Here is a 12972-nt window from a genome sequence, read left to right as displayed (position 1 = left end):
GGGCGCATTTGCCCTACGATTCAACCACCCCGGAATAACGCTCCAGGGGGTCTGCCGACGCCTGCGCGTCTGCTAAGGTATTGTTTGTATTTTGAACTGGCTCGTCACTGCGCAGCCGGTACTCTTCATCCTGCGACGTAGCCTGTTCGACCAATTCCGGATTAATCTCGCGTTTTACTTCCACACCCAGGCTACGGAACGATTCGGCCTGCGCCAGCAAGTTGCCGCGCCCGGAGGCCAGCTTTTTCATCGCCTGACGGTAGTTATCCTGGGCGCGATCCAGGCTCTGCCCCACCGACGACATGTCATCGACGAACAGGCGCATTTTGTCATACAGCCGGCTGGCGCGATCGGCAATCTGCTGGGCATTGCGGCTCTGATGCTCATAGCGCCACAGATTAGCAATGGTGCGCAGCGCCACCAGCAGCGTGGTAGGGCTGACCAGCATGATGTTGTTTTTCAGCGCCTCGGAGATCAGCTCCGGCTGGCGGTCCAGCGCCAGTAAGAAGGCCGGTTCAACCGGGATAAACATGAGCACGTAATCAAGCGAACGCAGGCCGGGCAGCTGCTGATAGTCTTTGCGCCCCAGCAGGCGGATATGGTTACGCACCGAGGCGATATGCTCCTGCAGCGCCGACTCGCGGGTGTAGTCGTCTTCGGCGTTGAAGTAGCGCTCATAGGCCACCAGGGTCATTTTGGCGTCGATGACCACGTCCTTCTCCTGCGGCAGACGGACAATGACGTCGGGCTGCATCCGCGCGCGGGTCTCGGTTTCAATACTGACCTGGGTTTGATATTCGTGGCCCTCGCGCAGGCCAGAGGCCTCCAGCACGCGGGTCAGAACCACTTCGCCCCAGTTGCCCTGGGTTTTATTATCGCCTTTCAAGGCCTTAGTGAGGTTGATTGCCTCCTGCGCCATCTGGGCATTCAGCTGCTGGAGGTTGCGGATTTCATGGGCCAGCGTGTGCCGCTCCCGCGCCTCCTGGCCAAAGCTGTCCTGCACCTGACGACGAAAGCCGTCCAGCTGTTCGCGCAGGGGCGACAGCAGGCCGTTCAGGCTCTGGCGGTTTTGTTCATCGACGCGGCGGTTACTCTGCTCAAAAATACGGTTGGCGAGGTTTTCGAACTGCTCGCTCAGGCGCTGTTCGCTGTTCATCATCTGGCGAATTTTGTCTTCCGCATGCAGCTGGGTGGACTCCAGCCGGGTGGTGACTTCGCGCAGGTCGGCTTCCAGCGAGGTATTGATATCCCGCAAATTGCGCAGCTCGTTGTTGAGCAGCTCGCATTCGTCGCGCCAGTGTCCGCTCTGGGCTATGTTCTGTCGTAATGCACTGAGATCGGCCACCATCTCTTCACGTTCGGCAAGCTGATCGGCCTTCTGCTGCGCATGCTGATAGCTGGCGAACAACCAGCCCACGCCGACGCTGACCAGCGCAATAACGGCATAAAAAAGGATGGAAATATCCACGACGCCCCCTGCATCAAGGTATGACCCGCACAAAATAGAATTGTGCTGTATAAACGTCCAGTTTGAAAAGGGTTTTCTGCGAGGCGCTACGCAAAGAAAAAGGCCGAACAGGTCGGCCTTTGGCAAAGAAAAGGGGAAATTACAGCAGGCGGCGGGCCGCTTCCACCACGATTTTCACCGCGTGGCTTTCGGTCTGCTTCATGGTCTCGGCGTTCGGGATCTCTTGCTGGGTACGGTTAACAATCACACCCGCAACCATACCGGCACGCAGACCCTGGCTTGCGCACATGGTCAGCAGCGTGGCAGATTCCATTTCGTAGTTCATCACGCCCATAGACTGCCACTCTTCCATCGAGCCTTTGAAACGGCTGACTACGCGACCAGAGAAGGTATCGTAGCGCTCCTGGCCCGGGTAGAAGGTATCAGAGGAGGCGGTCACGCCAACGTGCGTGGTCGCACCAACGGATTTCGCGGCTTCCACCAGCGCGGTGGTGCATTCGAAATCGGCCACTGCCGGGAACTCCATTGGCGCAAAGTGCAGGCTCGCGCCGTCCAGACGCACGGACGCGGTAGTGACCAGCACATCGCCAACGTTGATGTGCGGCTGGATCGCACCGGTTGTACCGATACGCAGGAAAGTACGGATGCCCAGCTGCGCCAGCTCTTCAACGGCAATAGAGGTAGACGGGCCACCGATACCGGTAGAGCACACGATCACCGCTTTGCCATCCAGCTCTGCCCGCCAGGTCGTAAATTCGCGATGGGCTGCCAGCTTAACCGGCTTATCCATCAGCGCGGCGATCTTTTCCACACGCTCAGGATCGCCAGGGACGATAGCGAGCGTAGCCCCTTGTAAATCGTTTTTAGTGAGGCCGAGATGAAAAACATCAGACTTAGACATAGAAAACTCCTCTGTGGGTCAGTTTGTCAGCAGAAGCAAAGCGGTACTTTACCGAAGGAAGCGGCTTAGTTTCGTGACAGACATCACCATGAATAAAATTGATTGCAGTTAATTACCATGAAATAGTGATTAACATCACATTAACGAGTTATATCGTTATCTGTTGCACAAAAGATAGCCTGTTTCGGGCACTGTGGATTGTTAACCTGCGGACTATATTTACTTTTGCGCTAATTGGTACGGAGAATGCCATGACTGGAACATCTGGATTTGCCCCTGCTGCTGACCTGCAGACCTCAACCGTTGTCACCACTCCCGACGAGGCGATTACCGCCGGGGAAACCTCCATTCCGACTCAGGGCGATAATATGCCCGCTTACCATGCCCGGCCCAAAAATGCGCAAGGGGAATTGCCGATCGTCATCGTGATTCAGGAAATTTTTGGTGTACACGAGCATATTCGCGATCTCTGCCGTCGTCTGGCGCTGGAAGGCTATCTGGCCGTCGCGCCTGAGCTCTATTTCCGTCAGGGCGATCCGAACGATTACAACGACATTCCCACCCTGTTCAGCAATCTGGTAAGTAAAGTGCCGGACGCGCAGGTGCTGGCGGATCTCGACCATGTCGCCAACTGGGCGGCGCGCAACGGTGGCGATCCCCATCGTCTGCTGGCAACCGGCTTCTGCTGGGGCGGACGCATCAGCTGGCTGTATGCCGCGCACAACCCGCAGCTGAAAGCTGCCGTGGCGTGGTATGGCAAGCTGGTGGGCGAAAAGTCGCTGAATTCACCGAAGCATCCGGTCGATATTGCGACCGATTTGAACGCGCCCGTCCTCGGACTCTATGGCGCAGAAGATACCGGGATCCCGCTGGATACGGTAGAGACCATGCGTCATGCGCTGCGCGCGGCAAACGCAACGGCGGAAATTGTGGTTTATCCGGGAGCCGGACACGCCTTTAACGCCGATTATCGCCCGAGCTATCACGCGGAATCGGCCAAAGATGGCTGGCAGCGGATGCTGGCGTGGTTCCAGCAGTACGGCGCTAAAAAAGGTTAAGCGGCTCACATTTCGCTACGCAAAGTGAGGTGACTGTTTGACTTTTATACACAATCTGGACGATATAAAACCCACAGGCGTGTAACTACGATCCGTAGGCAAGACCTGAACCCCCTCTCCGTTTTCGAGCGGAGAGGGGGTTCAGGTCTTTTTTTTTGCTCTGGGGACAGGGGCCAGAACATGAACCACTTGCAAACAGCGCTGGAAATCATCGCCCAGGTCGGCGGTGCTGAGAATATCGAACATATCGAACACTGCTCGACCCGCTTGCGGCTGAGTCTGTACGACAATGGCAAAGTGAACGAAGCAGCGCTGGCAAAGGTCGACGGCGTGCTGGGCGTGCGCGTGAACGTGCAGTGCCAAGTGATTATTGGTCACGAAGTGGTGCAGGTCTTTGAGGCGGTGCGCTCACTGGTGGGTTCACCTCAGGCGGGCGGGCACCATGCGCCTGTCAAAACCAGCCGTGGGGCGCAAGTGGTCGATTTTGTGATCAGCGTTTTTCAGCCCCTGGTGCCTGCCATTGCCGGTGGCGGCGTCCTGAAATCGCTGCTGCTGTTGCTGGATGTGATGGGCTGGCTCAGCCGGGACAGTTCGACCTACAAGGTCCTGGATAATATCGGCTCCGCGCCGCTCTACTTTCTGCCTATTCTGGTGGCGATCACCACGGCGATGAAGCTAAAAGTGAACGTGCTGGTGGCCGTCTCGGCGGTTTCCGTAATGGTGCTGCCGGCAATGACCAAACAGCTGGCAGACGGGGCGGCGTTTATGTCGTTCGATCTGCGTAACGTGGCCTACGCCTCTCAGGTGTTTCCGGCGATTCTGTGCGTGCTTTTTTACGCCCAGACGGAGAAGTTGTTCAACCGCTACTCCCCCGGCGCGCTGCGCATTTTCCTCTCGCCGATGCTCTCACTGCTGGTGACGGTCCCGGTCACGCTGCTGATCCTGGGCCCGCTGGGTTACGAGCTGGGGGCTGGCCTGGCAACGGTGATTTTATGGCTCTACGGCAAGCTGGGCTTTGTCGCCACCGGGCTGCTGGCCGCCGCCCTGCCCTTTATGGTCGCCGCCGGGATGCACAAGCCGATGCTGCCCTACGCCGTGGCCTCCATGAGCCAGTTTGGGCGCGAGATGCTCTATCTGCCTGCGTCTCTGGCGCACAATATTGCCGAGTCCGGCGCATGCCTGGCGATTGCGCTCAAAAGCAAAGATAAGGTGCTGAAATCCACCGCCTTCTCCGCCGGGATCTCCGCCCTGTTCGGCATTACCGAACCGGCGCTGTATGGCGTGACGCTGCTGAATAAAAAAGCGCTCTACAGCGTGATCCTCGGCAGTATTGTCGGCGGAGCCTTTATCGGCTGGATGGCGATTGAGGCCTTTGCCCTCGTGGGCCCTGGCCTTGCCAGCATCTCAATGTTTGTCTCCCCGGATAACCCCATGAACATCGTCTGGGCCTTTGCCGGAGCGGGATTATCCTTTGCCGTGGCCTTTATCAGCGCCTTCGTGCTGTGGCGCGATAAAGCGGCTGAAAACAGCGACGCGCTGAGCTTCACCCGCCCGGTTGAAGGGCAGATTATCCCGCTTGAGAAGGTTAACGATGACGTTTTCTCCCGCAAAATCATGGGCGACGGGATTGCGATTATCCCTTCCCAGGGCGTGCTGCGGGCCCCGGCGGATGGAACCATTGTGAACGTATTTGACAGCGGTCATGCCCTGAGCCTGCTCACCGACGCGGGCGTCGAACTGATTTTCCATATCGGCATCGACACCATCAGGCTACAGGGCGAAGGCTTCTCCCCACGGGTGGTGGAGGGCCAGCATGTTAAAAGCGGTGACACGCTGATTGAATTTTCACTCGACACCATTGCTGCCGCCGGGCTCGATCCGGTGGTGATGATGGTGGTCACTAACGGCGAACGCTTTTCGCTGACACCAGGTAATACCGACGATAAGAATCCAAATCCGCATATCATCATGACGCTTAAGGAGTCCGTGTAATGGAGAAATCCCTCCCGTTTCCGCAAGGTTTTTTATGGGGCGGCGCGATAGCCGCTAATCAGGCTGAAGGGGCATGGAACGTGGATGGCAAAGGGCCTTCCGTTGCTGACGCCATCACCTGGAAGCCCAACCTGTCCGTGAAGGATTACAGCGGCCATATGGCGCTGACGGACGAGAACATCCGCGACGCGTTTGAAGGTAAAAATGATGCGTTGTACCCGAAACGCCGCGGCATCGATTTTTACCACCACTATAAGGAGGATATCGCCCTCTTTGCCGAGATGGGCTATACCGTGCTGCGGGTGTCGATTGCCTGGTCACGTATCTTCCCGACCGGTGAAGACGCCGCGCCAAACGAGGCGGGTTTGCAGTTTTATGAAGAGATGTTCCGCGAGCTGCGTCGCCATAATATTGAGCCGCTGGTGACTCTCTCCCACTACGAAATGCCGCTGGCCCTGAGCGAAAAATATAACGGCTGGGTGCACCGTAACGTGGTGGATGCCTTCGTGCGCTTCAGCAACGTCTGCTTCGACCGCTACAAAGATCTGGTCCGCTACTGGCTGACGTTCAATGAGATCGACAGCATTCACCGCCACCCCTTTACCACAGCGGGTATCCGGGAAGAGAAAAGCGCGCCGGGCAAAGCCCAGCAGGATATCTATCAGGGTTTGCATCACCAGTTTGTCGCCTCTGCGCTGGTGACGCGCGACTGCCACGCTAAAATCCCGGGCAGCCAGGTCGGATGCATGCTGACCAAACTCACCACCTATCCGCACAGCTGCCGCCCGGAAGATGTGGAAGCGACGCTGAAAAAGAATCTGGAGAACTACTTCTACGCTGATGTGCAGGTGTTTGGCGAATATCCGCCGCTGATCCTGCGCGATCTGGCACGTCGGGACATTCAGATCGCGATGCAGGCTGAAGATCGGCAGATTTTAAAGGATCATACCGTCGACTTTGTCTCCTTCAGCTACTACATGTCGATGACCGAATCGACCCAGCCGGACGTTGAGCGCATCCCGGGAAATACTGTTCTTGGGGTGAAAAACCCGTACCTGCCGGCGTCCGAATGGGGCTGGCAGATTGACCCTGTCGGACTGAAAATCTCCCTGCTGGAGCTGTACGACCGTTACCAGAAGCCGCTGTTTATCGTGGAGAACGGCCTCGGCGCGAAGGATGTCGTCGAAAACGGTGCGATCCACGACAGCTATCGCATCGACTATTTCCGCGCCCACTTCGAGCAAACTTTGGCAGCTATAAATGAAGGGGTGGATGTGATGGGATTCACCACCTGGGGATGCATCGACATTATCAGTGCGGGCACCTCGCAGATGTCCAAGCGCTACGGCTTTATCTATGTCGATCAGGATGATGAAGGTAACGGCACGCTGAAACGCCTGAAAAAAGACTCCTTCTGGTGGTACAAAAAAGTGATCGCCAGCAATGGCGCAGACATGAGCTAACCGGCCATGCCGCAGGAATAACCGTGATAACGATAAAAAAGTCGCTTAATAACAGTATGCTGCTGGTCGACAACGATCAGCGGGAGATGATTTTGTTCGGCAAGGGGATCGGCTTTGGCGCGAAACCCGGAACCCATATCGACCTGGCGCAGGTGGAGAAAGTGTTCCTGCCGCTGAGCGATCTCAAATCCCGCCATTTTTTATCCCTGACGGACACCATTCCTGCGGCGTTCTTCGATATTAGCCATGAAATTCTTATCCTCGCGCGCCGCCTGTGCGGAGATAAGCTCAATTCTGTATTGCTCTTTACCCTAGCGGAGCATCTGCACTTTGCGGTGGAGCGCAGCCGCAGCGGGCAGGCGATCCTCAATAAGCTAAGCTGGGAAGTAAAGCGCTACTACCCCCAGGAGTACAGCGTGGGGCTGCAGGCGCGCGCCCAGGTCAATGAGAAATTTGACGTCCAGCTACCCGAAGAAGAGGCGGTAAACATCGCCTTTCACCTGATCAACGCCAGCAGCCAGGACGATGACAGCACCGCTCACCAGCAGGTTGAGCTGGTCAACCGCATCGCCGATATCGTGCGCTATAAGCTGGGCAAAAGCATTGATACAGAGTCGGTTAACTACATGCGCTTTATCACCCATCTGCGTTATTTTGCCGAACGGGTGCTGGCCGGGAAAATCGCTCTCACCGAGACCGACGATTTTTATCAGGAGCTAATGCGCCACCGTCCGGACGCAATGACCGTGGCCTGGGCGATCCGCGACTACGTGCAGGATAAATATCGGCTCACCCTGCCGAAAGATGAGCTGACGTGGTTGAGCATTCATATTAGTCGGTTGATGGATAGGCAGGCGTAAATTGCCCGGTGGCGGCTGCGCCTTACCGGGCCTACAACGCGCAATTATTCGTAGGCCGGGCAAGCGTCAGCGCCGCCCGGCATTTGTGCTGTGATTAACCCTGACGCAAATTCTGCGCCGCCTTCACCATATTTGCCAGCGCGGCACGGGTCTCCGGCCAGCCGCGGGTTTTCAGGCCGCAGTCCGGGTTCACCCACAAACGTTCCGCCGGGATACGCTGAGCGGCTTTCTGCAGCAGGGCTTCAATCCACTCCACGCTTGGGACGTTCGGGGAGTGAATGTCGTACACGCCCGGCCCGATTTCGTTCGGGTAGTCGAACTCTTCAAATGACTCCAGCAGCTCCATGTCGGAACGGGACGTCTCGATGGTGATCACGTCGGCATCCAGCGCGGCAATGGCGTCCATGATGTCGTTAAACTCGCAGTAACACATGTGGGTGTGGATCTGGGTATCGTCCTTCGCCACGGCGGCGTTGATGCGGAAGGCTTCTACGCCCCACGCCAGATAAGCATCCCAGTCGCTGCGACGCAGCGGCAGACCTTCGCGCAGCGCCGGCTCGTCGATCTGGATGATGCCGATCCCGGCAGCTTCCAGATCCGCCACTTCGTCACGCAGCGCCAGGGCAATCTGTTTGGCGATGGTTTCACGGGTCACGTCTTCACGCGGGAAGGACCAGCAGAGGATGGTGACCGGGCCGGTCAGCATGCCTTTTACCGGTTTGTCGGTGAGGGACTGGGCGTACTTCGCCCACTCCACGGTGATCGCTTCCGGGCGGCTGACGTCGCCAATCACCACGGGCGGCTTCACGCAGCGGGAGCCATAGCTCTGCACCCAGCCGTTCTGGGTAAAGACGAACCCGTCGAGGTGTTCACCGAAGTACTCCACCATGTCGTTACGCTCGGCTTCACCGTGGACCAGCACATCGAGGCCTAAACGCTCCTGCTCCACAATCGCCTGTTTGATGTGTTCGGCGATGCCGGTGCGGTAGTTGCCCGCGTCCAGGTTGCCCTTTTTGAAGTCCAGGCGCAGGCCGCGGATCTCGGTGGTCTGCGGGAAGGAACCAATCGTGGTGGTCGGCCAGGCCGGCAGGTTGAAACGGGCACGCTGGGCTTCGGCACGTACCTCATACGGGCTCTGACGCTGGCTGTCCCGGGCGGTAATGGCCGCCAGACGTTTTTCCACGGCGGCGTTGTGCACGCGCGTCGAGTGACGACGGGCCTGAATCGGGGCGCTCCAGTCGGTAATCGCCGCCGTATCGCCCGTGTTCAATGCATCGCGCAGCAGGGCCAGTTCCTCACATTTTTGCAGAGCGAAGGCGAACCAGCTCTTCACTTCCGCATCGAGGCGAGTTTCAACGCTCAGGTCGATTGGGCTGTGCAGCAGGGAGCAGGACGAGGCCACCCACAGCGCACGTTTGCCGACAATGTCTTTGATCTGTGCATACTTCTCGGTCAGATCGGCGCGCCAGACATTACGACCGTTCACCACTCCGGCAGAGAGCAGCCAGTCGGATGGCAGACGTTTGTGCAATTCCGCTACATCATCTTTGCCGTGAATCAGATCCACGTGCAGGCCCTGCACCGGCAGCGCGGTGATGGTGTCGAGGTTCGGCGTCACGCCTTCGAAATAGGTGGTCAGCAGCAGCTGCACCTGGCCCGCGAGGGCATCATAGGCCGGTTTGTACGCATCCAGCCACGCCTGCGGCAGCTCCAGCACCAGCGCAGGTTCGTCGATCTGCACCCACTCAATGCCGCGTTTTGCCAGCTCAGCCAGCACCTGCTGGTACACCGGCAGAATGTCGTTGAGCAGGCTCAGGCGGTCAAACGGCTCGCCTTTCACTTTGCCCAGCCACAGCCAGGTGACGGGCCCCAGCAGGACAGGTTTGATCTTGTGGCCGAGCGCCAGGGCTTCGTCCACTTCATCCAGCAGCTGGGTCCAGGTCAGTTTGAACTGCTGGCCCTTCACGAACTCCGGCACCATGTAGTGGTAGTTGGTGTTGAACCACTTGGTCATTTCCGCCGCTGCCGCTGGCTCACCCGTCGGCGCACGGCCACGGCCAATGCGGAACAGGGTATCGATATCCACCGATCCATCCTTGTTCTGATGACGAGCCGGCACGTTGCCAAGCAGCAGGCTGGTGGTCAGAACATGGTCGTACCAGGCGAAATCGCCCACCGGAAGCAGATCCACGCCAGCCTGCTTTTGCTGATCCCAGTGACGGGCGCGTAGCTCACGACCCACCGCCAGCAGTTCATCACGGGTGGTGTTGCCCGCCCAGTAGCTCTCTTGTGCTTTTTTCAGTTCGCGACGAAGGCCGACGCGTGGGAAACCGAGGGTGTGATTAATGATTGTCATATTTTCTTCCTCTAATTAATTGTAAATCCTTTGGATTTTTAATTTAGGGAAGGCGGCAAGTTTGCTCATCCCCGGGAGCTTACATAAGTAAGTGACCGGGGTGAGTAAACGCAGCCAACGCACCATAAATTCAAAAGACGAAGGATTTTAGCCGTCCAGATGTTTACACATCCATATTGTGTAGGTACTGTATATTCCTCAAGCGCAATATGTTCATGGCGAAGTGAAGGACTTTCATGATCGAGATAAAACACCTGAAAACGCTACAAGCGTTGCGGAACTGCGGTTCTCTCGCGGCGGCGGCGGCCACGCTGCACCAGACGCAATCCGCCCTTTCTCACCAGTTCAGCGATCTGGAACAACGCCTTGGCTTCCGTCTGTTTGTACGTAAGAGTCAGCCGCTACGCTTTACGCCGCAGGGGGAAATCCTGTTGCAGCTGGCCAATCAGGTGCTGCCGCAGATCGCCAGCGCGCTGCAGGCCTGCCATGAGCCAGAGCAAACCAGGCTGCGCATCGCCATCGAGTGTCACAGCTGTATTCAGTGGCTGACCCCCGCGCTTGAGAACTTCCGCCAGAAGTGGCCCCAGGTGGAGATGGACTTTAAATCCGGCGTGACCTTTGACCCGCAGCCGTCCCTGGTGCAGGGCGAGCTGGATCTGGTGATGACCTCAGATATTCTGCCGCGCAGCGGTCTGCACTATTCGCCGATGTTTGACTATGAAGTACGCCTGGTGCTGGCCCCGGATCATCCCCTGGCCGCCAGAGCGCGCATCACGCCGGAAGATCTGGCGACGGAAACGCTGCTGATCTACCCGGTCCAGCGCAGTCGTCTGGATATCTGGCGTCACTTCCTGCAGCCGGCAGGCATCAGCCCGCAGCTGAAAAGCGTGGATAACACCCTGCTGTTGATTCAGATGGTGGCGGCCAGAATGGGCATCGCGGCGCTGCCGCACTGGGTGGTGGAGAGTTTTGAACGCCAGGGTCTGGTCGTGACCAAAACCCTGGGTGAAGGATTGTGGAGCCGGTTGTACTCTGCTGTACGCGACGGCGAGCAGCGCCAACCGGTGACCGAGGCCTTTATTCGCTCAGCACGGAACCACGCTTGCGACCATCTGCCGTTTGTCCGGAGCGCGGAGCGACCCAACGGCGATGGACCCACAGTGAAGCCAGGATCACCGTCCCCCCAATAATGAAGCTCGGCCAGTGCGGCTGTTCCTGCCAGATGGCGAGATTCACCAGCAGGCCCGCAGGGACGTGGACGTTGTTCATGATCCCCAGCGTGCCGGCATCCACCTGGGTGGCACCGTAGTTCCACATGAAGTAACCCAGCCCGGATGCCACCACCCCCAGCCAGATCAGTACGCTCCACTGCACTGTTGTGGTCGGCAGCTTCTGCGGATTGCCCAGCATAAACCACGCCGCCACCGCCACGATCGCCGCCCCCATATAGAACCAGGCAAAGGCGTTGTGCTGCGGCATCGGGCGGGTTTCCATCAGGCGTTTATAGCCTACCATGCCGATCGCAAAGCTGATGTTGGCGAGCTGGACGAACATCAGCCCGGTCCAGAAGTGATCGCTCACTTTGTCGTAGCGAATGATCGCCGCCCCCACCACCGCCAGCGCGGCGCTCAGCAGATAGCCCCAGCGCAAACGGCGCTTGCTCAGCAGATCGTAAATCAGGGTGATATAGAGCGGCGTCAGCACGGTAAACAGCAGGAATTCCGAGACCGACAGGTAGACGTAAGCCCGGAAGCTGAACAGGTACATGATGCCAAGCTGCATCGCCCCCACCAGCATATAGAGCAGAATGGTTTTCAGCGTCTGCCCGCGCGTACGCAGGAACGGCAGGAACACCAGCGCCGCCAGCCCGACGCGCATCAGCACCGAGAAGTAGCTGTCGACATGTCCGGCAAGATATTCACCGATCAGGCTAAAGGAGAAGGCCCACAGGATAGTGGTGATGATGAGTAGCGCCACAATGCTTGTCTCTCTGGAAGATGGACAGGCATTGTAGCGAACTCTAAGGTTGACAACTGAACGTTAAATAACCGGATGAAGATTATTCAAGGAACAGCTTACGCAGGTATTTTGGTACCGCGTTGTCACCGTTGGTGCCGATCACTTCCAGCTCCGGGTGCAGGTCTTTCAGGCGCTGGTGGGCGTTTTCCATGATGCAGCCTTTACCCGCCATGGAGAGCATTTCGGCATCGTTCATGCCGTCGCCAAAGGCGATGCAGTCCTGCAGGTTAAAGCCCAGACGTTTGGCCACCGCTTCCAGGGCATGCCCCTTGGAGACGCCGCCCGCCATCACTTCCAGGCAGGTAAGCGTGGAGAAGCTGACGTTAACGCGATCGCCCCAGCGAGCGTTGATCGCCTGCTCCAGCGGCAGCAGCGCTTCGTGGCTGTCGGTGGTGAAGAACACCTTACTGATGCCTTCCGGCTCCAGCAGACCCGGCTCATACAGCGAGTAGTTGAAGACCGCCTCTTTGAAGAAACGCATCTCGTCCGGGCGGTGACGGTTCATAAACCATTCATCATCGCGATAGACGTTGGTGATGATATCGGGGTTGTTATGCACGATACCGAACAGATCGGTGGCGATATCGCGATCGAGGTTATGGGTGAAGATCAGATTCCCGTCCAGATCGTGAACGCGGGCACCGTTGGAGGTGATCATGTAGGATTTGATCTCCAGATTATCGCGGATCTGCCCCACATCAACGTGGTGGCGGCCGGTGGCGAAGACAAAGTTCACGCCACGGGCGGTCAGGAGTTTTAAGGTCTCTTTCGCGTAAGGCGATAAAGTGTGGTCGGGGGAGAGCAGCGTGCCATCTAAATCAGACGCGACAACCTGGTACATAGAAAAATTTAACC

Annotated in this window: 10 protein-coding genes; 5 read left to right on the top strand and 5 right to left on the bottom strand. The window is 57.7% G+C overall.

Going from position 1 to position 12972, the window contains the following annotated elements:
* Window positions 1–13: 13 nt before the first annotated feature.
* A complete protein-coding gene (gene rmuC, locus V7Q49_RS21160) occupies window positions 14–1468 on the bottom strand; it encodes a DNA recombination protein RmuC (RefSeq protein WP_333854905.1) in 1455 nt (484 codons plus the stop codon).
* A gap of 139 nt (window positions 1469–1607) precedes the next feature.
* Window positions 1608–2369 (bottom strand): uridine phosphorylase, encoded by a 762-nt coding sequence (gene udp / locus V7Q49_RS21155; RefSeq protein ID WP_045417628.1) that lies wholly within the window; start codon window positions 2367–2369, stop codon window positions 1608–1610.
* A 251-nt stretch (window positions 2370–2620) separates the two neighbouring features.
* Here udp and V7Q49_RS21150 point away from each other — a divergent pair, with 251 nt between their 5' ends.
* From V7Q49_RS21150 to V7Q49_RS21135, 4 genes are all read left to right on the top strand, one after another.
* Window positions 2621–3427: a dienelactone hydrolase family protein gene (locus V7Q49_RS21150; protein WP_333854901.1), complete on the top strand. Its 807-nt coding sequence runs from the start codon at window positions 2621–2623 to the stop codon at window positions 3425–3427.
* A gap of 180 nt (window positions 3428–3607) precedes the next feature.
* Window positions 3608–5419, top strand: a complete 1812-nt coding sequence (locus V7Q49_RS21145) for a beta-glucoside-specific PTS transporter subunit IIABC (RefSeq protein WP_333854899.1) — start codon at window positions 3608–3610, stop codon at window positions 5417–5419.
* Window positions 5419–6882: a glycoside hydrolase family 1 protein gene (locus V7Q49_RS21140; RefSeq protein WP_333854897.1), complete on the top strand. Its 1464-nt coding sequence runs from the start codon at window positions 5419–5421 to the stop codon at window positions 6880–6882. Before V7Q49_RS21145 ends, V7Q49_RS21140 begins: the two co-directional genes overlap by 1 nt.
* Window positions 6883–6905: 23 nt before the next feature.
* Window positions 6906–7742 carry a PRD domain-containing protein gene (locus V7Q49_RS21135; RefSeq protein ID WP_333854895.1) on the top strand — a complete coding sequence of 279 codons (837 nt, stop codon included), beginning with the start codon at window positions 6906–6908 and terminating at the stop codon, window positions 7740–7742.
* A 94-nt stretch (window positions 7743–7836) separates the two neighbouring features.
* Here the strand turns inward: V7Q49_RS21135 and metE are convergent, their stop codons facing one another.
* On the bottom strand, window positions 7837–10098 hold the full coding sequence (gene metE, locus V7Q49_RS21130; RefSeq protein WP_333854893.1) for a 5-methyltetrahydropteroyltriglutamate--homocysteine S-methyltransferase: 2262 nt from the start codon (window positions 10096–10098) through the stop codon (window positions 7837–7839).
* Between the two features lie 236 nt (window positions 10099–10334).
* Between metE and metR the strand changes: the two genes are divergently transcribed.
* Entirely contained in the window at window positions 10335–11288 is a 954-nt protein-coding gene (gene metR / locus V7Q49_RS21125; RefSeq protein ID WP_333854891.1) for an HTH-type transcriptional regulator MetR, read from the top strand.
* Here metR and V7Q49_RS21120 read toward each other — a convergent pair.
* Both V7Q49_RS21120 and yigL read right to left on the bottom strand, forming a co-directional pair.
* A complete protein-coding gene (locus tag V7Q49_RS21120; RefSeq protein ID WP_333854889.1) occupies window positions 11176–12075 on the bottom strand; it encodes a carboxylate/amino acid/amine transporter in 900 nt (299 codons plus the stop codon). The genes metR and V7Q49_RS21120 overlap by 113 nt on opposite strands.
* Before the next feature lie 82 nt (window positions 12076–12157).
* The gene (gene yigL, locus V7Q49_RS21115) at window positions 12158–12958 is read right to left on the bottom strand and encodes a sugar/pyridoxal phosphate phosphatase YigL (protein WP_333854887.1); all 801 of its coding nucleotides are present in this window, start codon (window positions 12956–12958) and stop codon (window positions 12158–12160) included.
* Window positions 12959–12972 lie beyond the last annotated feature (14 nt).

The sequence above is a fragment of the Leclercia sp. genome, from assembly GCF_036780805.1.
GTDB lineage: Bacteria > Pseudomonadota > Gammaproteobacteria > Enterobacterales > Enterobacteriaceae > Enterobacter.
The sequence above is the reverse complement of the archived record's forward strand: the minus strand, read 5'-3'. Positions and strand labels throughout refer to the sequence as shown.

Coding starts and splice junctions, on each gene's coding strand:
- V7Q49_RS21145 (WP_333854899.1), top strand. CDS start 3,608: ATGAACCACTTGCAAACAGCGCTGGAAATCATCGCCCAGGTCGGCGGT.
- metE (WP_333854893.1), bottom strand. CDS start 10,098: ATGACAATCATTAATCACACCCTCGGTTTCCCACGCGTCGGCCTTCGT.
- V7Q49_RS21150 (WP_333854901.1), top strand. CDS start 2,621: ATGACTGGAACATCTGGATTTGCCCCTGCTGCTGACCTGCAGACCTCA.
- V7Q49_RS21140 (WP_333854897.1), top strand. CDS start 5,419: ATGGAGAAATCCCTCCCGTTTCCGCAAGGTTTTTTATGGGGCGGCGCG.
- udp (WP_045417628.1), bottom strand. CDS start 2,369: ATGTCTAAGTCTGATGTTTTTCATCTCGGCCTCACTAAAAACGATTTA.
- metR (WP_333854891.1), top strand. CDS start 10,335: ATGATCGAGATAAAACACCTGAAAACGCTACAAGCGTTGCGGAACTGC.
- yigL (WP_333854887.1), bottom strand. CDS start 12,958: ATGTACCAGGTTGTCGCGTCTGATTTAGATGGCACGCTGCTCTCCCCC.